The sequence below is a fragment of the Priestia sp. YIM B13486 genome (genome assembly GCF_042787865.1).
GTDB lineage: Bacteria > Bacillota > Bacilli > Bacillales > Bacillaceae_H > Priestia > Priestia megaterium.
Genome location: NZ_JBHZOZ010000009.1, coordinates 51,461 through 75,913, shown reverse-complemented (window position 1 = coordinate 75,913; position 24,453 = coordinate 51,461). Strand labels below are relative to the sequence as shown.

Genomic DNA, 24,453 nt, shown 5'->3' with positions numbered 1-24,453 from the left:
ACTGTAAAAGGTTAAGTAAAGGGGATAGAGTAATGAAAAAAGTAAAATGGATTAGTTTTATCCTGCTGCTGATTTCAAGCGGAGTCTTTTTTATCAATCATCAGTACGCCATTTTACTAGCGGCTTGGACCGTGTATGGAATGGCTTTATCAATCCTAGTTTATTTCTTTTCATATGATATGAGTGATTCAAACAAAGAGTAAAAAGCGTATACGCGTTTCTTATTGTCTTCAAAATAAAAGCAGAAAATGAAAGGGTGGAAAAAATGGGAGAACTTTTTTGGATGATTTTGTTCGGAGCGTGTATTTGGGTGCCACTAATTTGGAATAAAATTGCGATTGGCAAGCGCATCGCACACGAAGAAAAGAAAGCAGGACGTGATTTAACAGGGGAAATCAATCCGTTTACCGGAGGAAGAATGTAAATAGGCGTAAAAAAAAGCTGTGACAAAAGTATTTTCGTTGAAAGAAGATCCGAATGATGAATTGAGATTCTTAATGCAGAATCAACTTCGTTCGGTTTTTTTATTAGTATGGTGAACGTAGGTGTCATGTATATAGTAGTTTCTAGCTGTTGATTGGAGGACAGGGCGAAGACTCCTGCCGCCCGCGGAAATCGAAGCCTTGCATGGAAATTAACAGCGGTGTAACCAGCAGTCCAGCTTATTTATCCCATTTGTTCGTCTTTAGGTTGGAGTAATTTTGTTATGTCTAAGTCTCTTTATTAGTAAAGAAAACAATAGTTTAATTTTGTTATTAATAGTATAATTAACCATATTTATTTTGGATAGAAAGGCTGATAAAAAGGTGTTCATATTCTTTTTAGCCGGCACTGTACTTGTGCTGGCGATGATTATTTTTTCGCGTACGCTGTGGGTGCCCAGCGGAATGGTAGAACGTCTCAGCAAGAAAAAGTGGTTTCAAAACCATTGGCTAAGCGGAGGCTATTTGTTTGGCATTAATGCTTTATATTTTGGGACTACGATATGTTTACTCTTCCTTCCTATCTTTACTAATATCCCTTATTTGCATCTTGTTCTTATGTTTTTAGCGACGATTGTAAGTATTTTCACGTGGAGCGCCTTTAGTACAGCGTGGACAGGATCATTTAAAAACCGTCTTAAAATGGCTTTAACGGGAAGCAGCTTTTATTTAATATTGGCATTAATTATGGTGATCCAGTGGGTAAGCGTTAAGCCCCTGTATCCCAATGAAGATACGTTTATGCGAGCTTTAGGGTGGATGCTTGGCTTTTTCGTTTCAGCCGTCGCTTTTAGTGTATGTTTTATCTTCACGGCGTTTCTTGGAAAACGTTCGGCACGTGTGTAAGGATATCATCCGTTTTTTAGCGTTTTTTTCTAGTTAACTACTATTCACGAAAGCAGGGGTAAACGTGATTCGAGAAATTTTAGCTTCCGATGCAGCCGCTTTTTTAGCGTTAAATAAAGAGCTTGATCGAGAAACAGCATATATGCTGTACGAGGAAAATGAGCGTGCGATTACACTCGAACAGCAGAAAAAAATGATTACAACTTTTTTAAAGATGCCGAACTCGACCATTTTAGTGGCGGAACAAGACGGACAGCTTGTCGGACATTTATCTGTGATTGGCGGAAGCGTTAATCGAAAAAAACACAGCGCATACTTAGCTGTTGGCGTACTGCGTTCCTATGGAAACCAGGGCATTGGTACTTCATTGTTTGAAGAAATGGAGAACTGGGCGGCGCGTATCGGCATCAAACGAGTAGAGCTAACCGTTATGACCCACAATGAAACGGCCATTTCGCTGTATAAAAAGATGGGTTTTAAAATAGAAGGAAAAAAAATATGTTCGCTCGTTGTAGATGGAAAATCAGTCGATGAATATTATATGGGGAAGGTTTTTTAAAAAACATGTTTAAAGGGGAAATGAACGTGAAATCGACGGTTATTGAGTTAAATGAATGGATGATAAAGTTTCCTAAAAAGCTTGAAGTATTCTCTGAAGCAGCGGCGTCAAACCGTCCTGCTCCTAAGAAGTGGTCCCCGAAAGAAATTGTGGGGCACTTATGTGACTCAGCCCTTCACAATTTGCAGCGTTTTATCAACGTGCAGCATGAAAAAACACCTTTGGTCCTGACGCCTTACAAACAAGATGAATGGGTAGAACTGCAGCACTATCAAGATATGCCCATGGAAGAAATAGTTGCCCTATGGCGCAGTTTAAATAAGCAAATTGCTTCCGTTCTTTTGCATATACCAACAGAAAAGCATATGTATCAATTCGAATTAAAAGATGGAAAGTTCGTTTCGCTGCAGTGGTTGGCTAAAGATTATATTGCTCATTTAAAGCATCATATTAAGCAAATTGACGCTCAAATGCCGCTAGGAGGCAAAGAGGATGAAAAAAGAACATAAAAAAGAAGAATCTCAGGTGAAAGCAGATTTTAGAGCAGGCCGCGCCTATGGTGATCATGAATACATAGGAAGTTCGAAAAAAGGGGTGCTTCTTGCTTTGTTACCAATTCTGATCATTGCCGGAAGTATACTGTTTCTGATGGTAAAATGACAAAAGCCGCATTATAGCGGCTTTTTTTCATAGAGGTGCTGAGTTTTGCTTTCTTCGGGATTGTTGCGGCTTTCTAGGGTAGAAAAGCCTGCGTGTTCTGCGACTATTTTAGCTGCGGAAGGAAGCGTTTCGACTCTTTCCCAAGATGCTGGATTCCACAGCTTTGATCGCTTGAATGCTTTGCTGCAGTGGAGAAAGCATTCTTGTACTTCGACGCCGATAGCGAGCAGCGGAGTTTTATTGTGAACCGCCATTGTTTCAAGCAGCGCTTTTTCTTTTACAATGCAAGCTTTGCCGTTAATCCGCAGTGTTTCTTCTATGCTTGGAATCAAAAAAAGCAGCCCTATTTGAGGATTAGATAAAATATTTTCCAATGAATCTACTTTTTGATTGCCGCGCCTCTCTGGAATCAATAGCCTTTTCTCATCGACGACTTGTACAAAACCAGGGTGATCCCCCCGCGGAGAACTGTCGCAAATTCCTTTATAATCAGCTGTAGCGATGATAACAAAAGGAGAATGTTTAATAAATTCCCGGCAGTGTCGATCTAAATAAGAAATTATTTTTTGATGCGCCAATTTGTTAGGCGCGCCGACTATATGGCGAAGCTCTTCCTTCGTTTTTACTTGTTCTTTAAAATGACTGTTTTCCATTCCTTTTTTCACTCCTACTTTTTGCGTATACTGAAAATACCATTTTTACATGTGAAATACTATATTTTTATATTTAAAAAACAGAAAAATCAGTATATTAAAATGGAGTAGAAGTGCTATAACGCTAGCTTCGGTCTTTTTTTAAATTTTTGATTGCGTTATCAAATATGTCATTAACCGTCTTCATATGTTCGCTGACGAGATGATTCGAGTCTTTTTCTCGCTGGCGCATGTCTTTCAACAAATCATCCATATCATCTAGCAGACTTTGAAAATATTCATCTTTTTGTTCTTCTTTCATTGTGGAATCGTCCATTTCATCAAGCTTATCGAGCTTATCTTCAATTTTTTTGAAGTATTCATCTCTCAAGAATCTCACCTCATTTATAAAGTAGCTTTCTGCTTATTGTATGCAAAATGTTTGTTTGCATGAGTAAGAAGTAGAAAGTACATAAATAAAAGGAGAGTCTGAAAAGCTCATTTACTCCTTAGTAGGTTACTTTTTAGTTCCCATATTACTTTGAAGTGCGTACTTTTTTTTATTGTGTATATGCTTCATAATAAATTTTGTCAGGAGATAATATGACATTTAATGAATAGATCAGTCGTTGAGTTTACCTTCATACTAATCAATTTCTAAAATAGAATTATAAAAATTTCAGGAGGTTTTATGAATATGAGAGAGATACTACAAGGAAAACTAGGTTTTGGAACGGCACCTCTGGGCAATATGTATCGTAATATTCCAGAAGAAGAGGCCATTGCGACGGTCGATGCAGCTTGGGAAAGCGGCATCCGTTACTTTGATGCAGCTCCTCTTTACGGAGCTGGCTTAGCCGAGATACGCCTTGGTGAAGCACTATCAAAAAGAAATCGCGATGAGTATGTGCTAAGTACGAAAGTAGGTCGCGTTATTTCAGATGAACTAGAAGACACATCTTCACGTGATATGGGAGAAAAAGGCGGGCTTTTTGAATTTGGCCGTAAAAATAAAATTATCAATGACTACAGCGCAGATGCCACTCTTCGTTCGATCGAGCAAAGCTTAAATCGTTTAAAAACAGATCGCTTAGACTTTGTGTATATTCATGATGTTGCGCAAGATTTTTATGGAGATGAGTGGGTAGGACAATTTGAGTCTGCTCGAACGGGCGCATTTCGTGTGCTTACACGTTTGCGTGAAGAAGGAGTTATTAAAGGATGGGGACTTGGAGTAAACCGAGTAGAGCCAATTGAAATCATGCTGGAGCTGGAAGAAGCAAAGCCGGATGTGTCGTTGCTAGCTGGCCGTTACACGTTATTAGATCATGAGCGTGCGCTGCAGCGAGTAATGCCAGAAGCCGTAAAGCATAATATGGACATTGTTGTCGGCGGACCATACAGCTCAGGCGTTCTTGCTGGAGGTACGCACTTTGAATATCAAAAAGCATCTTCAGACATTATGGCAAAAGTAGAAAAAATTAAAGCTATTGCAGATCGTCATCAGATCAGCATTAAGGCTGCTGCTGTCCAATTTTCACTGGCTAATCCAGCGGTTGCCGCTGTTATTCCTGGTGCTAGTCGTCCTGAGCGTATTGCTGAAGATAAAGCAGCATTAAACACAGTAATTCCGGCAGCCTTCTGGGAAGAAATGCGTGAACAGAAGCTTGTAGCTCCTCATGCACCGCTGCCAATTAACGTGAAGTGAAGGTGGAAAGATAAATATAGGTTTTCAGTAAGTATAAAAAGTGTCTCGAAGTTTCGGTTTTGAGACACTTTTTTTGTATTGAGATAGAAATTAACAAAAGATTCAGCAGGTTTCAATCATAAAAACGAATGTTTAAACAATTTTTTAATTAAAATATTCGTCTATGTATTGAATAACCATTTTGTGTTTGATACATTTAGAAAGTGAAAAATATTACTCGTATATGCTTGGAAATATGGTCTGAGTGTCTCTACCTGGTTCCCATTCAAAGAACTGGACTACGAGTTAAAGTGTAAAAACGTTCGGTTTATCAATACATACATGTTATTCCGTGCTTAACTTCTTATACTTTGACTCTAAAAAGCTTAGAAAATCAAAAGTGTTATAGGTTTTTTCTTTTGTCCAATCATCGAGTATATGAAACAACAAAACGAAATGGAGTGAAAGTAACAATCTATGAAGAACAAGATGCTAAAAACAGGGGCTTTACTTACTATTGGTATGATTTTATTATTATCTGTACTTGCCGGGTGTAACGCAGCTTCAAAAAAGGAAGCCGGAGATAAACAGAAGCAGAAGCCTATTATTGTTCAAGGGCCGATGCCGATAGAAGCGCAGAAATTCGCTAAAAAATTAGAAAATGTCAAAGAAGAAAAGTCGGGGAATTTTGTTTTTTACAAAGGAAGTGTCGATAATTATCCGGTTATTGTAGTTAAAACGGGAAAAGGAATGGAAAACACGGCAGCTGCTACAGCGATAGCTATAGAAAAATACCATCCTAGAGCAATTATCAATCAAGGAACATCAGGCGGACATGATGAAAATCTGAACGTGTTTGATATTGTATTAGGAAAGAGAACAACGAATATAGGCTCCTTAAAAACAGGCGATAAAAAAGAAGGCGAAGGAATGGATCCTGCTGCGTGGAAGCCGATGGATTTAATGGCTTCTGAAGGAAGCGCTGGTGAAGATCCTGATGCTGAAAAAGCTCGCTATTATGAAGGAGATAAGAAGTTACTGGCGGCTGCAAATGCAGTAAAAGATACATATAAAAAAGGAAAAGTGGTAGAAGGAACGATAGGATCAGCGGACACGTGGAATAACGAAGTGGATCGAATTAAGTGGTTCCATACTAAGTACGGGACGTCTGTAGAAGAAATGGAAGGCGCAGCGGCAGCACAAATTGCAGGAAGCTATGACGTTCCATTCTTAGGTATTAGAGTACTATCTAACAACAAAGTAAACGGTGGAAAATATAATCCAAACACAGCAGCAGCTTGCCAAGACTATGTTTATGAAGTAATTAAACATTATATTAGCACAAACGCTAAGTAAATCTTTCTTTAAAAAAGCATCAGACCCTTTGTTTCCTTAACAAAGGGTTTGATGCTTTTTTGGTCAAATAATTGAAAATGACTACGCATGGATTCTACCTATAGAAAGACTAGTTAAGATCTTTCTTAGTATTTTTAGTTTATCTATTCTTCACGCCGCTCATCAGTAAAAACAAAGGAATACGCATTCGACGCTCGTAAGTTTCAGCGCTGTCGAAATGTTCTTTTTGAGGACATGCTTCTTTTAAATTTGTAACGGTGAATCCGCTTTGCTGCATCAAAGAAAAGTACTCTTCAAGCGTGCGATGATACTTTTGAACGTATCCGCCCATCCAGTGCTGCTGACGGAATCCCATTGAGAAGTAGTTATCCACGGTCCAGTTTGTGCGCAGAGCAGAAGGCTGCAAAGTGGAAGTAATGACTGGATGTTCCACAGAAAAAATAAATCTTCCTTCAGGTTTGAGTGCTTGATTCACTTTAGCGAAAATGGAGGATAAGTCTTCCATGTAGTGGAGAGACAGTCTTGCAGTAACCAAATCGTATTCGGTGCGTGGTGGAGTATAATGCTCCATCGATTCATGGAGCACTCTTGCATTTGGATAGTTTAAAAGCTGTTGCTGAGCCGCGTTTATCATATTGATAGAGCCGTCTACTCCGGTATAAGAGAAACATCCCTGTTCAAGAAGCTCCGCACCAAATCCAGCGTTTCCGCACCCTAAATCTAAAACGTTTGCATCTGTAACATCACCTAGAAGCTGTAAAATGGCCGGTTTTTCAATCGTATCGTTGGCATTTTCTTTTTGCTGCCGGCGTTTTGTATAGGCCAAAAACGTCTCGTCATTATCGTAAAATTCAGCTCCTGTTGAGATCTTCAACTAAATCAGCCTCCTCTATGCAAAGTACCTCATTATACACATATATTGAAATTATTTACAAATATTTTGATAGATATGGAAATAGTTTTTTATTTTGGAAGTAGTGCTATTATGTGGAGTAACCGGCTTGTACACGTTTACAGAAGATAAGTCTAAAAGCTAAGAGTGGAGTATAGAAAGGGTCAGTCTATGCGTAACTCTTAGCTTTTGCTTTGAAGCCGTAGGAAACCATTTGTTTTTGGCGTCGTTCTTATTTCGGTGATTTTTCAACAATTGCTGCGTCTATTTGCTGAGATAATACGCTGCTAATCTCTTTTTCACTCTCCACTTTTTCTAAAATGAGCTGCTTATTACCTGTCTTGATTTTTAACATCGTACCTGAGTGGATGGAGAAATCATCTCGCAGCTTTTTAGGAATAGTAAGTCGAAAACGGTCATCAATTTTTCGAGATTGAGCCGTAAATGTTAAAGTCGTTTTCTTCCCAAAACTCATTTCATATTTTTGAATCACAATGTTATTTTCTTTGTTAATAAAAAATTGAACCTCCATGTTTGCATCCAATTCCACGGACGTTAAAAGTTCAGAAGTGAGCTGAATCTGCCGGCCGGTTAATGTTGCATAATAAGGAGGAGCCACTGCAGGTTTTTGTGAAAGCGCTATCGATTTTTCGTCTCTTTTTTTCATAACAATTTGCTGTTCTACCACGTATAGTTCTACATAATCAAAGGGCTTAAGTTCATAGTCATCTCGCAGGGATTTTGGGATGACTATTCTACCCATATGGTCAATTGTTCGAATGAAGATATGAGAAGGAACCGGGACATTTTCATCATGATGATCGATAATAATCCAATCATCACAGCTCCGCAAAAAAACTTTGTCGTTTGTCTCGAGTTTTGTTAGTTGCATAAACAAAGAAGGAAGGGATACTCTTCCCATTTCGTCAATTATACACTCTTCTTTTTTTGTACGCATCTTGCTATTTAATCCTTTCTAAAAACATTTTAGATGGGGTATGTTACTTAAATTACACAGCATTTATTTCTTTGTCAAATGAAGCAAATGAGTATTTATTCATCCTACAGATTGAGAAATACAGGAAGTTTGGCCTCATTCAGTAGATGCACAGCTGTCCCATGTAAAAGGTAATCATCTGAAGAAAACAGTTAATCTGTTAATTAGAAAAGCATAGAATAAAAGCGTTTTTCTTTCTTTTGATTTTATTGTCAGAAACAAAGGTTTAAAAAGGAGCTTCCTTCCTTTTCTAAAGAGTAGGTTTTTTATTAACAAAATGCAGCCGGATTTACGCTGAATGATGAATAGATTTATGCATATTAAGTCGAGAAAAAAATTTCAAGCGGAGCTTTTTTTACTTGTTTTGAAGAGCAGGTATAGTCGAAGGATAAAGAAAAAAGCTCAAAAAAATGAGCTTTGAACCAATTTTTATCGTTTTTCAACCAGCAGTAAGATGAAGGTAGCAAGCGGTCCTAAAGCAAGAGATAATAAGAACCAGTTCAGACCCGTTCGATTTTTACCTTGCGCTAATCCGGCATTAATTAAAGCCAGCGTTCCCCATCCTACAACGTATTGATTATCCATATGACACCCCGCTAATAATTGTTTCTTTATTTGATTAACAAAACCTATATTAGCATAAATATCCATATTTTTGATTGGAATTCCTGAATTAGGGTGGAGAAACGGTGAATTTCTTCAAGAAGCAAGGTTCTTATTCTCCTTAACTTAGTGAAGGTAGTAGTGAATAAGAGAAGGGTGCACGTAGTAGACGTGAACATATTGAGGTCGATGATAGTGAAGCTGATGCATATATTGATTCATAAGCCTTTGAATGGCGTTATACACATTAGGCGGATAGCCATAATAGCCGTGGTGAATACCAACTCGAAAAACGGAAACGGGCGTCGTGTTATTGGTTCTGCACATTGTGCTACACTCTTCTGCGCTTTTAACCTTGCGCAGCTGCTCCACCCGCTGGTGCAGCTTTCCGCTGTCCTAGTTCTTGATCGAGTATAAAAATAGCTGCAGGGTTATTTTGGGCGATTTTTAGACGGTCTACAATCGTTTGAGCTTGAGCTTCTTCGTCGACTTGTTCTCGTAAAAAGTCCTGCACGATGACTAACGTTTGAGGGTCATTCGCTTGGCTGATAAATTGGAACGCTTGACGATAAGAATTCGTGACGAACTTCTCATGCTCCAATACTTTTTGAAACGTTTCTAACGGTGACCCAAACTCACTTGGCTGAGCAGGCAAAGAGCTTAATTCTACCGTTCCGCCGCGGTCAACTAAGTAGTCAATAAGTTTTAGCATATGAGTGCGTTCTTCTTCAGACTGCAGACGCAGCCAGCTGCCCATTCCTTTATAGTTTAATCGATTCATATAATTAGACATAGCTAGGTACAAAGTCGAAGAGACGTGTTCAAGTTGAATTAAGTTATTGAGCAGCTTTTGAATTTGTTCGTTCATATTTGTTATTCCTCCTTAGGGAAAGGGTTTCTTTCGTATACTCCCTGCAACCATCACGTTTTTTACGGTGAAAGAAATCTACAGTGATACTATATGTCACTTCTGTGAGTAGGTAACTTGCCCATCCTTTATTGGTGCTTCTTACTTACATATAAGGTTTGTATAATATAGGAATAAAAGTGGTTTGAAAGACTCTTTTTTTAGATGGTTAAAATTACTATGTTCTATTTAACCAATTTAGTGATAAAATTGTCACTCTGTTCAATTTTAATTGGTGTGAAGGAGTCAGAAAAATGAATATGCAACACGTATTAATACCTGGATTTGAAAAGCTTGCGAGCTTTGTTTTCTGGTATCCATTTATTATGTCTCTATTTTGGATTGCAGGTACGCTTATTTACATACGCTATCGCGACCGAGATCCTAAAGTTGATTTTTCAACAATTGACTGGCCGTTAGTGAGCTTTTTAGTACCTTGCTATAATGAAGAAGAGACGATTGAAGAAACGCTCAAGCACCTTTTGGCGTTAGATTATCCGTCTAAAGAAATCATCCTTATTAACGATGGAAGTACGGATGGAACGGCTGATATTTTAAAGAAAATTAGCAGAAATCATCCTGAAGTTCGTGTGATTCAACTTTATGAAAATAAAGGGAAAGCCAATGCGTTACATTTAGGTGCGCACGCGTCTAAAGCTGAGTTTTTAATCTGCTTAGATTCCGACGCTATTTTAGATCAAAACGCTCCGTATTATCTAATCCATCATTTTCTTCATAAAGGGGAACGGCTTGGAGCCGTCACCGGAAATCCGCGCATTCGAAACCGTAATACGCTACTGAGTCGCATTCAGCTAGTTGAGTATTCTTCTATTATCGGTTCTATTAAACGAACACAGCGAATTTTAGGAAAAGTAATGACGGTCTCAGGCGTAGTAGTAGCTTTTCGAAAGAAAGCACTTGTGGACGTCGGACTGTGGGATCGTGACATGATTACGGAAGATATCGCCGTGAGCTGGAAGCTGCAGCAGCGCTTTTGGGATATCCGCTATGAACCGCGGGCATTGTGCTGGATGCTTGTGCCCGAAACCTTAAAAGGAATTTGGAAGCAGCGAGTACGCTGGGCTCAAGGCGGGCAAGAGGTAATGCTTCGCCACTGGAAAGTGTTATTGAAATGGAAGCAGCGCAGAATTTGGCTTGTATACCTAGAGCAGTGGATTAGTACCTTTTGGTCATTCGCATGGCTGTTTGTGACTATCATGCTGCTTGTTACGGCGAGCAGCCCTCAAGACATGCTGTTTTGGTTTACGTTTACTTCATTTTCCCTTGTGTTTATGAGCTTAATTCAGCTGTTTATTGCGCTGAAAATTGATTCGAAATACGACAACGTGAAGCGGTATTACGTATGGGCTGCATGGTACCCAGCGCTTTACTGGATTGTGAATACGATTGTGGTAGTGGGCGCATTTCCTCGTGCTATTAGATCTAGAGTGAAAGGAGGCTATGCTACATGGAGCAGTCCAGACCGCGGCTTAACGAAGAGCAAATCTTGATTCAAGCCAAACAGCCTCTTGCTCGCTTAGTAATAAGCATCATTGTTTCATCTGTTTTTTGGGTGTATTGTGCCATTGTTCTTTGGTTTTTCCTTTCAGCTGTTATCGGCGTAAATGACCGTTACAGCGGGGTATTAAAAATTGCATTCAAAACGACGAACGGCGAAATTCGAACATTTTTAGTAATTGGACTCGCTATTTTTTGCTTCTTTTTCCTGGCTCTGTTTCTATGGAGATCCTACAACAAAAAGAGATTTGGAAGCTTAAACCGACGAAAAGAGCCGGCGTATACGAGTATTAAAGATTTAGAGCGTCTTGAGCTTTTATCCAAGGATCAAATTCAGGAGCTTCAGCGTGCACAGTACATCGAGTTTGATGTTAATCCGTTAAAACATACTGAAGAGAGGAAGCACGCATGAAGAAATATGTATTCTTTCTTTTGATTGCGGCAGCGGTAGTTGGCTTTATTTTCTTTAAAGTAGTGAACTGGGAAGACAAGGCGGAAGCAACAACGACCGTGGAGCCAGCGCTTGGGACGAACGGATGCTTAGGCTTAAATTATCATCGCGTGCGCAAGCATAATTGGTTTAATCGAGTTGTCAGCTCAGTTACAAAGTCTGACGAACTGACAGAGTACAGCGTCTACAGCAATGATTTTGAACATCAGTTAAAAAAGCTGAAGGAACTTGACGCTACGTTTGTTACGCCAAAAGATATTGAAGCGTATCAGCAAAAAGGCACGTTTCCAAAACGCTGCGTATGGATTTCATTTGATGATATTGACCGTACTGTTTATCAAAACGCGTTTCCTATTTTAAAAAAGGAAAACATTCCGTTTACGCTATATGTAATCGCAGGACAAGTGGGAGCAACGGATTTTCAAAATTTAAACATGGCTTCGTGGAGTCAGCTAAAAGAAATGAAAGACAGCGGCCTTGCGACAATCGGTTCGCATACATATGATATGCACCGTTTAGAAGAAGACAAGCCTTTATTTCTGACGCCTGCTAAATACAGCGCGTTTGCTGAAGACTTACGAAAAAGCAAAGAAACGATTAAGAACCATTTAGGAATAGACCCAGTTTACTTTGCATATCCATACGGCAATACAAATGATGACGTAGCTAAGATTGTGAAAGGTGCTGGTTTTCACCAAGCAGCTATCTTAGCGCCGCATCTTATTACAAAAGATAACGACCCGTATTATCTGAACCGAATTGTTGTATACAACAAAACCTTTCAAAACTTTATTCTCCCGTGGCTGACGCGTACGAGCACGTAAGAAGAAAGTGTAAAAAGCCTCTGTCTAAAGCAGGGGCTTTTTTTGTTCACCATCAAAAGGTATGTCGATTAAGTGAAGAAAGTACACTTTCATTTCTATAAAAATCATTTTAATGGTACCATAGAAAAGTTGTGATAAAAGACATGGATAAACGAAACAATCTATCAATTTTTTCACGAACTTCTTGTAAGAAGTTTGTGAAGGTGAAAAGAGGAAAACAGTGATCCTACGCTTGCTATTTTAATAATGTAAGGTAATCGGACAGATTAATTCGTTATCCGTTACTGGTTAATTTGTATTCATTATTCACGATTCCTCTCTATCATTTCGTCATGGGTTTTGTTTTATCGTTAAAATTTTGATAAAGGTGTATAGGTTATGGAAAACAGGCATTTTGAATATAAATTTAAAGAAGCGCTGAAAAAACTAAATGATATTGAACTTGCGTTAAATGAATCATCGATTGTAGCGATTACGGATAGTCGCGGATTCATCAATCACGTGAACGATAAATTCTGTGAAATTTCTAAGTACGAAAGACATGAGCTTCTCGGTCAGGATCATCGTATTATTAATTCGAAACATCATTCAAGCTTGTTTTTTAAAGAGTTATGGAGCACGATCAGATCCGGTAAGGTATGGCACGGAGAAATAAAAAATAAGGCAAAAGACGGTTCGTACTACTGGGTGGATACAACCATTGTTCCTTTTTTAGATGAGCGGGGTAAGCCGTATCAGTACGTATCGATTCGCAATGATATTACAAAACGAAAAGCATATGAAGAAAAAATTAAGCAAATGGCTTATTATGATCCGTTAACCAATTTGCCTAATCGCTATTGGTTAAACAAGCAGCTGAAAAAACTGCTTTTAAATCGGGAATCTCCTGAACTGTTGGCCATTTTATTTTTGGATTTAGACCGCTTTAAATCAATAAATGATACGCTTGGCCACCATCACGGCGATGTGCTGCTGAGGCGCGTAGCAGAAAGGTTAAGAAAATGTATTCCTTCCTCTGATTTTATCTCGCGGCACGGGGGCGATGAGTTCATTTTAGTGCTGCATTCACTACAAACTGTTGAGGAAATTGAAGAAATGACCGAGCAGATTGTAAAAGAAATGTCGCTTCCTTTTTATATAGACGGAGATAAAGTGCTAACCTCTACAAGCGTTGGTATCAGCCTATTTTCAAAGGAATGTCAGCAGCATATTATTCCAAAAGACGCAGATGAACTAATCGACCGGCTGATCAAGCAAGCAGATATTGCGATGTATGTAGCAAAACGGAATGGACGAAACACATATGAAATGAGTTCGTCTTCATCTAATGAACGAATAATTAAAACAATCAGCATGGAGAATGAGTTAAAGTATGCGCTAGAAAGAGAGGAATTTCAGCTCGTTTATCAGCCGTTAATCGATTTGAAAACGTCTGATGTCATAGGGGCAGAAGCGCTTATTCGCTGGAATAGCGCAAAATTTGGTACCGTCTATCCAAATGAATTTTTGCCTATTTTAGAAGAAGTGGGTCTAATTGTGCCGGTTGGCAAGTGGGTGTTGGAAGAAGCGTGTAAGCAGATGAAAGCATGGACGGAGCTGAATTCACAAGCGAGTAAAATAGGAGTGAACGTATCACCTATTCAGCTGAAGTCCTCACGATTCGTAGCGGAGATGGAACAAATTTTGAAAAAAACGGGCCTTGAGCCGCACTTTCTGGAACTTGAAATCACTGAAAGCGTTATTCAAAACAGTCAAGAATCAAAAAAAGTGTTAAACCGTCTGCGGAGTCTAGGCGTAAAAGTGGCGATGGATGATTTCGGAACGTGCTATTCATCCCTTAGCTATCTCAAACACTTGCCGATTAATACGTTAAAAATTGATAAATCATTTATTGACGACTTAGACGAAGTTGGAAAAGTACTGGTGGAAACGATTATTCAAATGGGAAAGAAACTTAACTTTGATCTAACTGCAGAAGGAATCGAAAACGAAGAACAGCTGCAGTTTGTGAGGGAGCAAGGCTGTCATATCGGTCAAGGCTATCTATTCGATAAGCCGCTTTCTCCCGAGGAAATGAGCCGTTTGTTGAAATGAAGGAAAATCCTATGTACGGAAAGAAGCTCTTTAATAGAGCTTTTTTTATGGTTTTTAATCGTATGTAAGGAGTGAGGAATTTGTGAAAGAGTACGTTGGAATCTGCACAGTATGTCAAAAGAACGTGTACTGTTTAGAGGGATTTTTAAACGGTGTGGTTGTTGAAGGGAAGCTGGTGTGCTTTGCGTGTGAAAAAGAGGAGAAGCGTGACTCTCATAAAAACAAAAACTAGCTACCTGGGGTAGCTAGTTTTTGTTTACTGCGCATTCACTTTTTCAGCTTGCCAGTAATACTCGCTGAACACATCAGAAAAAGCTTTGACGGTATTTGTGAGTTCTTCCATATTGTTATCGACGCCCCCTACTTCAATTAAAATGGAGCGGTCGGATAAGTCTTGATTATATAGCCCGTTATTGCCGCTTGTTTTCTTTTTGCTTAATACTCCGCGGCTAAGGCCTGGATATTTTTCCTCTAGTTTTTCATGGATCGCTTTGGCCATTTTCACGTTTTCATCAAATTTCGGGTTCGCTTCACCTAATACAATCATCATTTTAGCGTACGATTTGCCGTTGATAGCGGCCGTTGTTTTTTCTTGGCGCAGTGAATCACGATGAATATCAATTAAATAATCGACGTCTTTGTTTTGCTGAAGAGCCGTTTCCACGACGTTGCGAGACATCATATAGGCTCGTCCCGTACCCCAGCCTTTTTCATTCAGCTTTTGCGTCATATTAGTTGTATCTACTTCCGAACCGATTCCGTCTGCTTTTAATTCCATTCCTAGCATTTGACCAACGAGCGTGATGTTGGTTTTGTTATCAACGGCTTTATTTTCATTCGCTTCACCTTGCATACCAAGTAAAGGGAAATAAGATTCCCAGCTGTGCGTGTGGTAGATGTACACAACTTTTCTGTCTCCCGTACTTTGCTTGGCCTGTGCTTGAGACTGTTTTTTGCTTTCTTCGTACGTTTTGCTTTCAGCAGGATCCAAATCACGCTCCCCGGAAATGCTTTCGAGAGGAGGAGCCGATTCATGGGGAATCGTCGTATAATCCGTTCCTTCACCCGCTAATAGAATATGAGAATCAAAAATAGAAAAGCCGGGCAGTTCTGATCCAAATAGACTTCTTGTATCTGCCACGCGAATATTCGTCGCCAGCTGCAGGGCGACAGAAGAGAGAGGAGGCGGGGAGAAGTCTTCTTCAAAGGCATGAGAGAAATGATGGTTTTCCGTATGCATGAAGTAGAACAAGCTTTGGGCTTTATAATTTGATAGTGCTTGATAGACAACGTTTGAGCGCAGCGTATGCTGAAGGGTTGAATACGTGACGGTAAAAATAGCGGCTGATGTTAAAAGAACAAATAGTATAGCGATAATTAATGATTTATAAGAAAGGATCCAAAAAAGCTTTTTAGGCTTTTCAGTAAACTTGTTTTTCATAGAGTAAACCTCCTCTAATAAAATTTTGAAATCAGCGGATGAAAACTCTAAGAGGAGAATGTTATGTATCTACTATTTACTCTATTAAAAAGAAATAGAAATATGATAGAAACCATGATATTTCACACAACATAAAAAAGTTTATATTAGGGCATACTGTAAAAAACGGTGCGTATTGGAGCTGGTTAGATGAACGACTCATGGGTTTATCATCATTTTATTAATACATTTTTATTTCCTTTAACAATGTTTGGCGTGGCATTTTGTGTGCTGGGGGTGTTGCTATACATGCTGTGGAAAGAAAAGCAAAAAGAAGGACCAAAAGAAAACAAGAGCTCTTAAATAAGAGCTCTTGTTTTGTCGAACATTCAGTTAGAAAAAGGGAGATTCACTTTCTCTAAGAACTCCATTCGGTTGCCAAAAGGATCATCCACGTAAATTCTTTCGACATCGGGAGTGTTTTTGTCTTCTATAAAAGAAATACCGAAGTTAGTCAGATGATCTTTGAACGCAGGGAGATTTTTAACGTGAAAGCCTGGATGCGCTTTTTTTGCGGGTGAAAAGGCAGGTTCAACACCAATATGCAGCTGATAAGAACCAAATTCAAACCACACGCCGCCGCGCTTTTTTAGACTTTCCGGCTTTTCGATTTCTGTTAAGCCAAGAACGGTTCCGAAAAAATGTCGTGCTTCGCTTTCTGAATTTGGGGGTGCAGCTAGCTGAATATGATCAATATGCGTCAGTGTAAAAGTCATAAACATTCCTCCTTAAATAGTAGAGTACTAGTTAAGTTTACGTGATTATACGTGTAAATAAATGACAAAAAGATGATGCTTTTCATAAGAAAAACTTATTATTTTATATGCATATAACACCAAATGAGGTATATTTTATTTTGTTGTTATTTAGGAGAATTGGAGATTAATATGGAATATCACTATACGTTAACCAAAGATGATTACGTAGCTTTTAACATGCATCACGCTCAACATTCGGAAAGAGTACAAAAAGTGCTGAGAGTTCAGCGATGGATGTCGCTTATTTTTCTTCTTATTCCTTTGCTTGTTTCGTGGGTTGAAGGAGAATTTTTACTTGGCATGTTCGTAGCGTTTGCACTGTTTGCGGTGCTGTGGTTTTTATTTTATCCGAAGTACTTTTACGGAAGTATTAAAAAGAACATTGTAAAGGTAATAAATGAAGGAGATAACAGCAGTCTGACGGGTAAGCATACTATGATGGTTACGGAAGATGGGTTGGTAGAGAAAAGCTCAAAAGGAGAAGTGAAGACTCCTTGGTCAAGCATCACTCAAATTAGAGAAACCGATGAACATATCTTTATTCTTGTTAGCGCAATGAGCGGATACGTTATTCCTACAAGCACCTTTGCAGATGCAAAAGCGCTACAGCAGTTTAAAGAAACGCTGAATGCTGCAAGAGACGAAAAAACAGGCTGAGTAGTAAATAATAATAATGTGGAAAAACGCCCTCCTAGATACTTTTCTAAGAGGGCGTTTTTTTAACAGCAGTCCCAGTTGTACAAAACATCTCTAAAGTTACGGTTGCGAAGGTCTTTTTCTTTAATAAAGAAATTAGCCACACCCGCATCACCAAACATAATATCCGCTTCGTCGTCCATGGCGAATTGAAGAAGCAGAACATCGTATGCTCGCAGCGCTTCCTCGTAGTCTCGAGGATCGCTTTGAGTGAAAAAAGCGTATCCGCCCATTTTATGATACTCGCCCGTAAGCTCATCCCAGTAGATTTCTTCCGTTTCCTCATCGTCAAATAAATCTGATTCTATATCATTATATCGATAGTCAGTAGGGGAAACGGGTTCGATTTTTATTTCAAACTGTAAGCCTACTTCTTGAGGAATAGGGAACATATCCCGGTCAATGTCTTCAAGATACGTAAAATCGGTTGTTAGCTTTTTTTCATCTGTGATTACGTCTTCATAAAAAACGACGCGAAAGTCTTTTTGAGCTGTAGGATGGTCAAAATCAAGGCCGTACATATCGCCCGTGCTTTCGTTATTAGCTCCGCAAATGAAAAATTGAAGCATGCCTTGAACGGGCATATTTTCATAGGAAGGTACTTCAGAAAAATTGATTTGTGCCATCAGGAGCATCGGCTTACCTTGAGAATCAAGAGGATGATTTGCTTCTAGAGGAAGGTAAGGGTTGCCGCCAAACTTGCTTTCATATAATTTTGGACTGTTCATAACCGTATTGATGTGGATGTAAGGCTTACATGTTTTTTCGATTTCTTTTCGGTAAGGTTCTAGCTTAGGAGGCAGTTCTAATTTTGATAGAGGATTCATATGTACTCTCCTTTTTGTTTGGAATAAAAAGAACATTTGTTCGTATTTGTATTTTACCTTAATACATACTGAAAGAGAAGAGAAATCGTATAAAAAATCCCTTTGCAGAAGCATCTACAAAGGGCACAAAGAAATGATAGCGTTTTCATTAAGGGACTTACTAAATGACTGCTTATTTAGAAAAGAATCCTTTTAAAGCAAATGCGACGTTTTGCGGTCTTTCCGCTAAGCGGCGCATAAAGTAGCCAAACCAGTCGTTGCCAAATGGAACGTATACGCGCATTGTATAGCCTTCTTTTGCAAGGCTAAGCTGCATGTCTGTGCGGAATCCGTACAGCATTTGAAATTCAAACTGCGTGCGCGGGATGTTGTTTTTGTGAGCGAACTCTTTTACTTTTGCAATAATATTATGGTCGTGAGATGCAATAGCCGTGTATGTCCCGCTCAGCAAATGCTCTTCAATAATTCGCATATAGTTCTCGTCAATTTGGGCTTTGTCTTGAAACGCCACCGTTGGTGATTCTTGATACGCGCCTTTTACCAATCGAAGAGGAACGCCTTTTAGCTCTTTTACGTCTTGTTCAGCGCGGAACAGGTAAGCTTGAATAACCGTTCCAACATTATCAAACGTCTCGTGAAGCTCTCGTAAAATATCTAGCGTCATTTGGCAGTGAGCGTAGTCTTCCATGTCGATTCGGACAAAGTTGTCGTATTTTTTCGCCGTTTCAAGAATGCGGCGCATGTTCTCAACGCAAAAACTGCGGTCAATATCTAAACCAAGCTGCGTCATTTTGACAGATAAGTTGCACGTTACACCGGCTTGCCCCATAGCTTCCAGCGTTCTGACATTATATTGAGTCGCTTCGATAGCTTCTTCTCTGCTTGAAACAAATTCCCCTAAATGATCAAGCGTACAAACAAGTCCTTTTTCATTCAGTTCCCGTACTTTTTTGATCGCATGTTCAATCGTGTCGCCAGCTACCACTTGAGCTGCACCAAAGCGAAGACCCCATTTTTTCGCTGCTTTGTTTAGCGCTTTATTTTGGGAAGCGTGAAGAAACACATTTTTAGATACCTCTGCTAACATAAATATCTCCCCCTATAGAAAAAAATCCCTTGTTGTTTTAAGATAGAGCAGCCTAAGGCTGCTCTACTGAGTATTAAAGCGTCGTGCTTGTTGTTTTTGCTTGCAGGTGCAGAATCAAGTAATCAGGACCGCCAGCTTTTGAATCTGTTCCTGACATATTAAATCCGCCAAACGGCTGGTACCCAACGATGGCACCTGTACAACCGCGGTTGAAGTAAAGGTTTCCGACGTGGAACTCTTCTTTTGCACGTTCGATGTGCTCAGGCGTATTTGAAAGAAGGGCACCTGTTAAACCGTAGTCTGTATTATTAGCAATTTCCATCATATGATCGAAGTCGCGCGCTTTGCAGAATGCTACGATTGGGCCGAAGATTTCTTCTTGCATTAAACGTGCTTTTTCATCTACATCTGCAATGATCGTAGGCTGAATGAAGTAGCCTTTTGAATCATCTGCTTCTCCGCCCGTCATTAAACGGCCTTCTTCTTTACCGATTTCAATGTACTTTGTAATTTTGTTGAAAGAAGCCTGGTCAATAACAGGTCCCATATACGTGTTCACATCTTCAGGACTGCCCATTGTTAATGTTTTTGTCAGCGCAACTGCTTTTTCAAGAACGATATCGTATACGTCTTGGTGAACAACTGCACGAGAGCCTGCTGAACACTTTTGTCCAGAGAAGCCAAATGCTGAATATACAATAGAAGAAGCAGCTAAATCTAAATCAGCATCTTTATCTACAACGACCGTGTCTTTACCGCCCATTTCAGCAATAACGCGTTTTAGCCAGATTTGACCAGGCTGTACTTTTGCCGCGCGTTCATAGATGCGGCAGCCTACTTCACGTGAACCTGTAAATGAAACGAAGCGTGTTTTTGGGTGATCTACTAAATAGTCGCCAATTTCGCTTCCGCTTCCCGGCACGTAGTTCAGTACGCCGTCTGGAAGGCCAGCTTCTTTCATTACTTCTACAAATTTTGCTGCGATAACCGGTGTGTTGTTAGCCGGTTTTAATAGAACTGTATTTCCTGCTACGATTGCTGCTGCTGCTGTTCCTGCCATGATCGCTAACGGAAAGTTAAACGGTGAAATAATAACGCCGACACCAAGCGGAATGTAGTTGAATTTATTTTCTTCACCGTCGCGGCTCTCCACAGGCGCACCGTCTTTTAGCTGCACCATTTGGCGAGCGTAGTATTCAAGGAAGTCAATTGCTTCTGCTGTATCAGCATCTGCTTCTTTCCACGGTTTTCCGGCTTCTTTCACAAGGTAAGCTGAAAATTCATGCTTGCGGCGGCGAATAATATCCGCTGCGCGGAAAAGAATATCTGCTCGTGCTTCCGGCGCTTCTTTTTTCCACGTATTAAAGGTAGAAAGTGCTGCTTGCATTGCTTTTTCAGCCAAGTCTTGATCTGCTTTTGACACGCGGCCGATAACTTCTTTTTTATTTGCTGGGTTAATGGACTGAATTTGATCTTCTGTTGTAATTAATTCTCCGCCAATTACAAGAGGATAGTCCTTGCCAAGCTCTGATTGTACAAGTTCTAATGCAGATTCAAATGCATCTTTGTTTTGTGCAACCGTAAAGTCTGTGAAAGGCTCGTGTTTGTATTGTTTGATTTCGTTGATATTCATTGTGTTCATTTTCATTACCCCTTTTTTAGAAAATTTTAAACATAATTAATATTCCAACACCCTATACCTGTATTATAATCACCTTATTATCGTTTTGTACATAGTTTTTTAACAAAAATGTTCAAAAAAATTTAAAAATAAACACTTTTGTTTAAAATGCCAATGAATCTATGGTTTTTATAGTGATTTTGAACAAAACGAAAAGAAAGGAGTGTCGGTAAAGGATAAGAAAAGATGTTTTGAAGTAAAGAATTACGATAGGGGAAAGAGTTTATCGGCAGTAAATTAAAATGATCTTCCTTTCAAAAAAACAATAGACAAAGTTGTTCAATATAAATTATCATATAATTCGAAAAGTAATTTTTGTCGAATGAAGCTGTCTTTTTCGTCAAGTGAAGGCTTTATTTGAATGTACAGATAGAAGGAGGGTAGAAAAACAGCAGCTATTTGTCCACATTGTTGTAAGGGCTTACATATTTAACGCGTGATGCGAAGAACGTGTAATTCTTTAAATGACGGTTCCTATAAGGAGGATTTTAACATGAGTCATCAACCGCCTGAGTTAAAAAAAGAATTAAAAATTCGACACATAACCATGATTTCTTTAGGGGGAATCATTGGTGCCGGTTTGTTCATTGGAAGTGGATCGCTCATTAACGCAGCGGGTCCTGGTTCCATTTTTTCGTACGCGTTTGCCGGTTTGCTGGTGATTCTAGTTATGCGAATGCTGGGGGAAATGTCTACGGCTAATCCTTCAAGCGGCTCGTTCGCCACATATGCCAGAGAAGCGCTTGGACCGTGGGCCGGCTACACAATCGGCTGGCTGTACTGGTTTTTCTGGGTAATTGTTATTGCAGTTGAAGCGATTGCGGGTTCAACGATTATTCAATATTGGTTTCCGTCTTTACCGTCTTGGGGCGTGAGTCTCATCCTGACGTTTTTATTAACGTTAACGAACTTATACTCTGTTAAATCATTTGGTGAATTTGAATACTGGTTTTCACTTATTAAAGTAGTTAGTTTAGTGCTGTTTTTACTTTTAGGAGGAGCGATCATCCTTGGTTTAATACCGGGAGTAGAGTCTCCAGGAGCGTCAAACCTTCTTCATAGAGGAGGATTTCTTCCAAATGGAATCAGCTCCGTCTTTTTAGGAGTGGCGATTGTCATGTTTTCTTTTATGGGGACAGAAATTGTCGCAACAGCGGCTGGAGAATCGGCTCAGCCTGAGCGAGCAATCACCATCGCAACAAATACCGTTATTTATCGTATTTTATTTTTTTATCTTGGGTCTATTTTAATCTTAGTAACGATCCTTCCGTGGGATTCTTCAAGCTTGATGAAAAGTCCGTTTGTTTCGATATTGGAGCTGGTAAACGTTCCGGCAGCGGCTCAAATTATGAATTTTATCGTACTGACTGCTGTTTTGTCTTGCCTAAATTCAGGTCTATACACAAGTTCTCGTATGCTGTACTCAATGGCGCAAAAAGGAGACGCGCCGCGCATGTTTTTGAAGGTGAGTAAAAAAGGCATTCCGTTTAATGCCATTGTAGGATGTACCGTGATCTCTTACATCAGCGTTGGTTTTAACTATCTTTCACCTGATAAAATCTTTTTATTTTTAGTAAACGCATCGGGAGGCGTAGCGCTTCTTGTGTACCTTGTTATTGCTTTTTCACAGCTTCGCATGAGAAAGAAATACGAAAAAGAAAAGCCGGAAGCATTAAAAATCAGAATGTGGCTGTATCCTTATTTAACGTATGGAACGATTGCGGCAATCACAAGTATCTTTATTGCGATGGCATTTATTGATTCACTTCGCACTCAGTTTTATCTCACGCTGCTGATTGCTGTATTTGTGGTATGTTCGTACTTCTTTATAAAAAAGAAAAAAGATGATAGTTCTCTATCAGGACAAGGGAATAAAAGAATTTCTTAATAGAAGAGAAAATCATCACGAGGGGCTAGGGGGAAGTGAATTGGCAAACAAAGAGTTAAAAAGAGGGCTTGAATCTCGTCATATCCAAATGATTGCTCTTGGAGGAACGATTGGGGTAGGGTTATTCATGGGTTCAGCAAGCACTATTAAATGGACGGGGCCATCCGTCCTGCTTGCGTATGCTATTTGCGGCGTTTTTATTTTCTTTATTATGCGTGCAATGGGTGAGATGCTTTATTTAGAGCCAAGTACGGGTTCGTTTGCGACATTCGGTCATAAATATATTCATCCGTTAGCGGGTTATATCACGGCTTGGAGCAACTGGTTTCAATGGGTGATTGTGGGCATGGCAGAGATTATTGCAGTCGGAGCTTATATGCAGTACTGGTTCCCGCATTTACCGGCGTGGGTTCCGGGAATTGTCGCCATGGTCATTCTTGGTGGGGCCAATTTAATTTCGGTGAAATCGTTTGGAGAGTTTGAATTTTGGTTTGCAATGATTAAAATTGTCACGATTGTTCTCATGATTATTGCCGGTCTTGGCCTTATTTTTTTCGGTCTTGGAAACGGCGGCGAAGCGCTTGGCCTGTCGAATTTGTGGGCAAACGGCGGTTTCTTTACAGGCGGATGGTCAGGCTTTTTCTTTGCCTTGTCCCTTGTTATTGCTGCCTATCAAGGAGTAGAGCTTATTGGAATTACAGCAGGAGAAGCAAAAGATCCTAAAAAAACGTTAACAAGTGCAATTCAAAGCTTAATTTGGCGTATTTTAATTTTTTATATCGGTGCCATCTTTGTGATTGTAACGGTGTATCCGTGGAACGAGCTGGATTCACTCGGCAGTCCGTTTGTTTCTACGTTCGCTAAAGTAGGAATTACAGCAGCGGCAGGCATTATCAACTTTGTTGTCATCACAGCGGCCATGTCTGGGTGCAACAGCGGAATTTTCAGTGCGGGACGTATGCTTTACACGCTAGGTGTAAACGGTCAGGCTCCAGCCTTTTTCACAAAGGTCTCTCGAAACGGTGTGCCTATTTATAGTACCGTTGCGGTGATGATTGGCTTAGCGGCGGGCGTTGTCTTAAATTATATTGCACCGCCAAACGTTTTCGTGTACGTGTACAGTGCGAGCGTGCTTCCAGGTATGATTCCGTGGTTTGTGATTCTCATCAGTCAAATTCGTTTTCGAAAAGCAAAAGGAGCGGCGATGGATCAACATCCGTTTAAAATGCCTTTTGCTCCTGTGACGAACTACGTAACCATCGCGTTTTTACTTATGGTGCTTGTAGGCATGTGGTTTAATGATGAAACGCGCATATCGCTGATTGTTGGCATTATCTTTTTAGCTATTGTTGTGCTGAGCTACTATGTATTAGGTATCGGTAAGCGTACGGAAGTAAGGTCTTCTGAAAGACGTAAGCTAGTGAAATAAATGATTTTGTAAGAGAGGCTGAAAAGCATTTTAGTTTAAGGAGAAGATCCGAACGATGAATGTAACGCGTTCGGATTTTTTTATTGATATGGTGAACGT

At 39.7% G+C, this 24,453-nt stretch carries 29 protein-coding genes and 1 riboswitch; of the genes, 17 read left to right on the top strand and 12 right to left on the bottom strand.

The annotated features are described in order from the left end of the window. Window positions 1-32 precede the first annotated feature (32 nt). The 6 genes from ACFX4G_RS20885 (at window position 33) to ACFX4G_RS20860 (ending at window position 2,547) form a co-directional block, all read left to right on the top strand. Window positions 33-203, top strand: a complete 171-nt coding sequence (locus ACFX4G_RS20885) for a hypothetical protein (RefSeq protein ID WP_162871439.1) — start codon at window positions 33-35, stop codon at window positions 201-203. A gap of 62 nt (window positions 204-265) precedes the next feature. Then, on the top strand, window positions 266-424 hold the full coding sequence (locus ACFX4G_RS20880; RefSeq protein ID WP_162213596.1) for a hypothetical protein: 159 nt from the start codon (window positions 266-268) through the stop codon (window positions 422-424). 382 nt (window positions 425-806) lie between these two features. Next, complete coding sequence (locus tag ACFX4G_RS20875; protein WP_043978504.1) at window positions 807-1,328, top strand: hypothetical protein; 522 nt, start codon at window positions 807-809, stop codon at window positions 1,326-1,328. 64 nt (window positions 1,329-1,392) lie between these two features. Then, window positions 1,393-1,887 (top strand): GNAT family N-acetyltransferase, encoded by a 495-nt coding sequence (locus tag ACFX4G_RS20870; RefSeq protein ID WP_016765155.1) that lies wholly within the window; start codon window positions 1,393-1,395, stop codon window positions 1,885-1,887. 26 nt (window positions 1,888-1,913) lie between these two features. Continuing rightward, on the top strand, window positions 1,914-2,396 hold the full coding sequence (locus ACFX4G_RS20865; RefSeq protein WP_097823147.1) for a DinB family protein: 483 nt from the start codon (window positions 1,914-1,916) through the stop codon (window positions 2,394-2,396). Further along, window positions 2,380-2,547 carry a hypothetical protein gene (locus tag ACFX4G_RS20860; RefSeq protein WP_176521208.1) on the top strand — a complete coding sequence of 56 codons (168 nt, stop codon included), beginning with the start codon at window positions 2,380-2,382 and terminating at the stop codon, window positions 2,545-2,547. The genes ACFX4G_RS20865 and ACFX4G_RS20860 overlap by 17 nt, the downstream gene beginning before the upstream one ends. Window positions 2,548-2,558: 11 nt before the next feature. Here the strand turns inward: ACFX4G_RS20860 and ACFX4G_RS20855 are convergent, their stop codons facing one another. Continuing rightward, entirely contained in the window at window positions 2,559-3,200 is a 642-nt protein-coding gene (locus tag ACFX4G_RS20855; RefSeq protein ID WP_377576587.1) for an MSMEG_1061 family FMN-dependent PPOX-type flavoprotein, read from the bottom strand. A 124-nt stretch (window positions 3,201-3,324) separates the two neighbouring features. After that, on the bottom strand, window positions 3,325-3,579 hold the full coding sequence (locus tag ACFX4G_RS20850) for a hypothetical protein (RefSeq protein ID WP_230184437.1): 255 nt from the start codon (window positions 3,577-3,579) through the stop codon (window positions 3,325-3,327). A 297-nt stretch (window positions 3,580-3,876) separates the two neighbouring features. Here ACFX4G_RS20850 and ACFX4G_RS20845 point away from each other — a divergent pair, with 297 nt between their 5' ends. Together ACFX4G_RS20845 and ACFX4G_RS20840 are read left to right on the top strand one after the other, a co-directional pair. After that, on the top strand, window positions 3,877-4,887 hold the full coding sequence (locus ACFX4G_RS20845) for an aldo/keto reductase (RefSeq protein ID WP_043978513.1): 1,011 nt from the start codon (window positions 3,877-3,879) through the stop codon (window positions 4,885-4,887). Between the two features lie 197 nt (window positions 4,888-5,084). Then, a riboswitch (purine riboswitch) is annotated at window positions 5,085-5,188 on the top strand. Window positions 5,189-5,343: 155 nt separating this feature from the next. Then, window positions 5,344-6,222, top strand: coding sequence for a 5'-methylthioadenosine/S-adenosylhomocysteine nucleosidase (locus ACFX4G_RS20840; protein WP_043978515.1), 879 nt, complete (start codon window positions 5,344-5,346; stop codon window positions 6,220-6,222). A gap of 139 nt (window positions 6,223-6,361) precedes the next feature. On the opposite strand, the gene ACFX4G_RS20835 is transcribed toward ACFX4G_RS20840, so the two are convergent. The 5 genes from ACFX4G_RS20835 to ACFX4G_RS20815 all read right to left on the bottom strand — a co-directional run bounded on the left by ACFX4G_RS20835 (window position 6,362) and on the right by ACFX4G_RS20815 (window position 9,582). Further along, window positions 6,362-7,096 (bottom strand): class I SAM-dependent DNA methyltransferase, encoded by a 735-nt coding sequence (locus ACFX4G_RS20835; RefSeq protein ID WP_230184436.1) that lies wholly within the window; start codon window positions 7,094-7,096, stop codon window positions 6,362-6,364. A gap of 250 nt (window positions 7,097-7,346) precedes the next feature. Continuing rightward, window positions 7,347-8,072: an AbrB/MazE/SpoVT family DNA-binding domain-containing protein gene (locus ACFX4G_RS20830; protein WP_097823144.1), complete on the bottom strand. Its 726-nt coding sequence runs from the start codon at window positions 8,070-8,072 to the stop codon at window positions 7,347-7,349. 468 nt (window positions 8,073-8,540) lie between these two features. Beyond that, window positions 8,541-8,696: a hypothetical protein gene (locus tag ACFX4G_RS20825; protein WP_014458731.1), complete on the bottom strand. Its 156-nt coding sequence runs from the start codon at window positions 8,694-8,696 to the stop codon at window positions 8,541-8,543. 144 nt (window positions 8,697-8,840) lie between these two features. Next, entirely contained in the window at window positions 8,841-9,041 is a 201-nt protein-coding gene (locus tag ACFX4G_RS20820; protein WP_377576583.1) for a hypothetical protein, read from the bottom strand. A 22-nt stretch (window positions 9,042-9,063) separates the two neighbouring features. Then, window positions 9,064-9,582, bottom strand: a complete 519-nt coding sequence (locus ACFX4G_RS20815) for a ferritin (RefSeq protein ID WP_043978529.1) — start codon at window positions 9,580-9,582, stop codon at window positions 9,064-9,066. Window positions 9,583-9,875: 293 nt separating this feature from the next. Between ACFX4G_RS20815 and pgaC the strand changes: the two genes are divergently transcribed. The 5 genes from pgaC (at window position 9,876) to ACFX4G_RS20790 (ending at window position 14,740) form a co-directional block, all read left to right on the top strand. Continuing rightward, window positions 9,876-11,132, top strand: coding sequence for a poly-beta-1,6-N-acetyl-D-glucosamine synthase (pgaC, locus tag ACFX4G_RS20810; RefSeq protein WP_014458734.1), 1,257 nt, complete (start codon window positions 9,876-9,878; stop codon window positions 11,130-11,132). Next, window positions 11,090-11,551 (top strand): poly-beta-1,6-N-acetyl-D-glucosamine biosynthesis protein PgaD, encoded by a 462-nt coding sequence (gene pgaD, locus ACFX4G_RS20805; RefSeq protein ID WP_377576579.1) that lies wholly within the window; start codon window positions 11,090-11,092, stop codon window positions 11,549-11,551. Before pgaC ends, pgaD begins: the two co-directional genes overlap by 43 nt. Next, complete coding sequence (locus ACFX4G_RS20800) at window positions 11,548-12,414, top strand: polysaccharide deacetylase family protein (protein ID WP_043978535.1); 867 nt, start codon at window positions 11,548-11,550, stop codon at window positions 12,412-12,414. The genes pgaD and ACFX4G_RS20800 overlap by 4 nt, the downstream gene beginning before the upstream one ends. A 378-nt stretch (window positions 12,415-12,792) precedes the next feature. Beyond that, window positions 12,793-14,508 (top strand): putative bifunctional diguanylate cyclase/phosphodiesterase, encoded by a 1,716-nt coding sequence (locus tag ACFX4G_RS20795; RefSeq protein WP_377576576.1) that lies wholly within the window; start codon window positions 12,793-12,795, stop codon window positions 14,506-14,508. A gap of 82 nt (window positions 14,509-14,590) precedes the next feature. Further along, window positions 14,591-14,740, top strand: a complete 150-nt coding sequence (locus tag ACFX4G_RS20790; RefSeq protein ID WP_016765142.1) for a hypothetical protein — start codon at window positions 14,591-14,593, stop codon at window positions 14,738-14,740. Between the two features lie 24 nt (window positions 14,741-14,764). Here ACFX4G_RS20790 and spoIIP read toward each other — a convergent pair whose 3' ends face one another. Further along, window positions 14,765-15,949 (bottom strand): stage II sporulation protein P, encoded by a 1,185-nt coding sequence (spoIIP, locus tag ACFX4G_RS20785; RefSeq protein WP_043978539.1) that lies wholly within the window; start codon window positions 15,947-15,949, stop codon window positions 14,765-14,767. Window positions 15,950-16,138: 189 nt separating this feature from the next. Here spoIIP and ACFX4G_RS20780 point away from each other — a divergent pair, with 189 nt between their 5' ends. Continuing rightward, on the top strand, window positions 16,139-16,291 hold the full coding sequence (locus tag ACFX4G_RS20780; RefSeq protein ID WP_013058513.1) for a hypothetical protein: 153 nt from the start codon (window positions 16,139-16,141) through the stop codon (window positions 16,289-16,291). A gap of 26 nt (window positions 16,292-16,317) precedes the next feature. Here ACFX4G_RS20780 and ACFX4G_RS20775 read toward each other — a convergent pair whose 3' ends face one another. Further along, complete coding sequence (locus ACFX4G_RS20775) at window positions 16,318-16,704, bottom strand: VOC family protein (protein ID WP_377576573.1); 387 nt, start codon at window positions 16,702-16,704, stop codon at window positions 16,318-16,320. A gap of 171 nt (window positions 16,705-16,875) precedes the next feature. On the opposite strand from ACFX4G_RS20775, the gene ACFX4G_RS20770 reads away from it, so the two are divergent. Beyond that, window positions 16,876-17,403: a YcxB family protein gene (locus tag ACFX4G_RS20770; protein WP_377576570.1), complete on the top strand. Its 528-nt coding sequence runs from the start codon at window positions 16,876-16,878 to the stop codon at window positions 17,401-17,403. Between the two features lie 62 nt (window positions 17,404-17,465). On the opposite strand, the gene ACFX4G_RS20765 is transcribed toward ACFX4G_RS20770, so the two are convergent. The 3 genes from ACFX4G_RS20765 to pruA all read right to left on the bottom strand — a co-directional run bounded on the left by ACFX4G_RS20765 (window position 17,466) and on the right by pruA (window position 20,998). Beyond that, complete coding sequence (locus tag ACFX4G_RS20765; RefSeq protein WP_377576567.1) at window positions 17,466-18,269, bottom strand: YwqG family protein; 804 nt, start codon at window positions 18,267-18,269, stop codon at window positions 17,466-17,468. A gap of 172 nt (window positions 18,270-18,441) precedes the next feature. Then, window positions 18,442-19,356, bottom strand: coding sequence for a proline dehydrogenase family protein (locus ACFX4G_RS20760; protein WP_377576564.1), 915 nt, complete (start codon window positions 19,354-19,356; stop codon window positions 18,442-18,444). A 73-nt stretch (window positions 19,357-19,429) separates the two neighbouring features. Further along, window positions 19,430-20,998, bottom strand: a complete 1,569-nt coding sequence (gene pruA, locus ACFX4G_RS20755) for an L-glutamate gamma-semialdehyde dehydrogenase (protein ID WP_377576561.1) — start codon at window positions 20,996-20,998, stop codon at window positions 19,430-19,432. 532 nt (window positions 20,999-21,530) lie between these two features. Between pruA and ACFX4G_RS20750 the strand changes: the two genes are divergently transcribed. Continuing rightward, window positions 21,531-22,925 (top strand): amino acid permease, encoded by a 1,395-nt coding sequence (locus ACFX4G_RS20750; RefSeq protein ID WP_028409796.1) that lies wholly within the window; start codon window positions 21,531-21,533, stop codon window positions 22,923-22,925. A gap of 40 nt (window positions 22,926-22,965) precedes the next feature. After that, on the top strand, window positions 22,966-24,354 hold the full coding sequence (locus ACFX4G_RS20745; RefSeq protein WP_016765133.1) for an amino acid permease: 1,389 nt from the start codon (window positions 22,966-22,968) through the stop codon (window positions 24,352-24,354). Window positions 24,355-24,453 lie beyond the last annotated feature (99 nt).

Coding starts and splice junctions, on each gene's coding strand:
- ACFX4G_RS20885 (WP_162871439.1), top strand. CDS start 33: ATGAAAAAAGTAAAATGGATTAGTTTTATCCTGCTGCTGATTTCAAGC.
- ACFX4G_RS20880 (WP_162213596.1), top strand. CDS start 266: ATGGGAGAACTTTTTTGGATGATTTTGTTCGGAGCGTGTATTTGGGTG.
- ACFX4G_RS20860 (WP_176521208.1), top strand. CDS start 2,380: ATGAAAAAAGAACATAAAAAAGAAGAATCTCAGGTGAAAGCAGATTTT.
- ACFX4G_RS20855 (WP_377576587.1), bottom strand. CDS start 3,200: ATGGAAAACAGTCATTTTAAAGAACAAGTAAAAACGAAGGAAGAGCTT.
- ACFX4G_RS20845 (WP_043978513.1), top strand. CDS start 3,877: ATGAGAGAGATACTACAAGGAAAACTAGGTTTTGGAACGGCACCTCTG.
- ACFX4G_RS20840 (WP_043978515.1), top strand. CDS start 5,344: ATGAAGAACAAGATGCTAAAAACAGGGGCTTTACTTACTATTGGTATG.
- ACFX4G_RS20830 (WP_097823144.1), bottom strand. CDS start 8,072: ATGCGTACAAAAAAAGAAGAGTGTATAATTGACGAAATGGGAAGAGTA.
- ACFX4G_RS20825 (WP_014458731.1), bottom strand. CDS start 8,696: ATGGATAATCAATACGTTGTAGGATGGGGAACGCTGGCTTTAATTAAT.
- ACFX4G_RS20820 (WP_377576583.1), bottom strand. CDS start 9,041: ATGTGCAGAACCAATAACACGACGCCCGTTTCCGTTTTTCGAGTTGGT.
- ACFX4G_RS20815 (WP_043978529.1), bottom strand. CDS start 9,582: ATGAACGAACAAATTCAAAAGCTGCTCAATAACTTAATTCAACTTGAA.
- pgaC (WP_014458734.1), top strand. CDS start 9,876: ATGAATATGCAACACGTATTAATACCTGGATTTGAAAAGCTTGCGAGC.
- pgaD (WP_377576579.1), top strand. CDS start 11,090: ATGGAGCAGTCCAGACCGCGGCTTAACGAAGAGCAAATCTTGATTCAA.
- ACFX4G_RS20800 (WP_043978535.1), top strand. CDS start 11,548: ATGAAGAAATATGTATTCTTTCTTTTGATTGCGGCAGCGGTAGTTGGC.
- ACFX4G_RS20795 (WP_377576576.1), top strand. CDS start 12,793: ATGGAAAACAGGCATTTTGAATATAAATTTAAAGAAGCGCTGAAAAAA.
- spoIIP (WP_043978539.1), bottom strand. CDS start 15,949: ATGAAAAACAAGTTTACTGAAAAGCCTAAAAAGCTTTTTTGGATCCTT.
- ACFX4G_RS20780 (WP_013058513.1), top strand. CDS start 16,139: ATGAACGACTCATGGGTTTATCATCATTTTATTAATACATTTTTATTT.
- ACFX4G_RS20775 (WP_377576573.1), bottom strand. CDS start 16,704: ATGACTTTTACACTGACGCATATTGATCATATTCAGCTAGCTGCACCC.
- ACFX4G_RS20770 (WP_377576570.1), top strand. CDS start 16,876: ATGGAATATCACTATACGTTAACCAAAGATGATTACGTAGCTTTTAAC.
- ACFX4G_RS20765 (WP_377576567.1), bottom strand. CDS start 18,269: ATGAATCCTCTATCAAAATTAGAACTGCCTCCTAAGCTAGAACCTTAC.
- ACFX4G_RS20760 (WP_377576564.1), bottom strand. CDS start 19,356: ATGTTAGCAGAGGTATCTAAAAATGTGTTTCTTCACGCTTCCCAAAAT.
- pruA (WP_377576561.1), bottom strand. CDS start 20,998: ATGAACACAATGAATATCAACGAAATCAAACAATACAAACACGAGCCT.
- ACFX4G_RS20750 (WP_028409796.1), top strand. CDS start 21,531: ATGAGTCATCAACCGCCTGAGTTAAAAAAAGAATTAAAAATTCGACAC.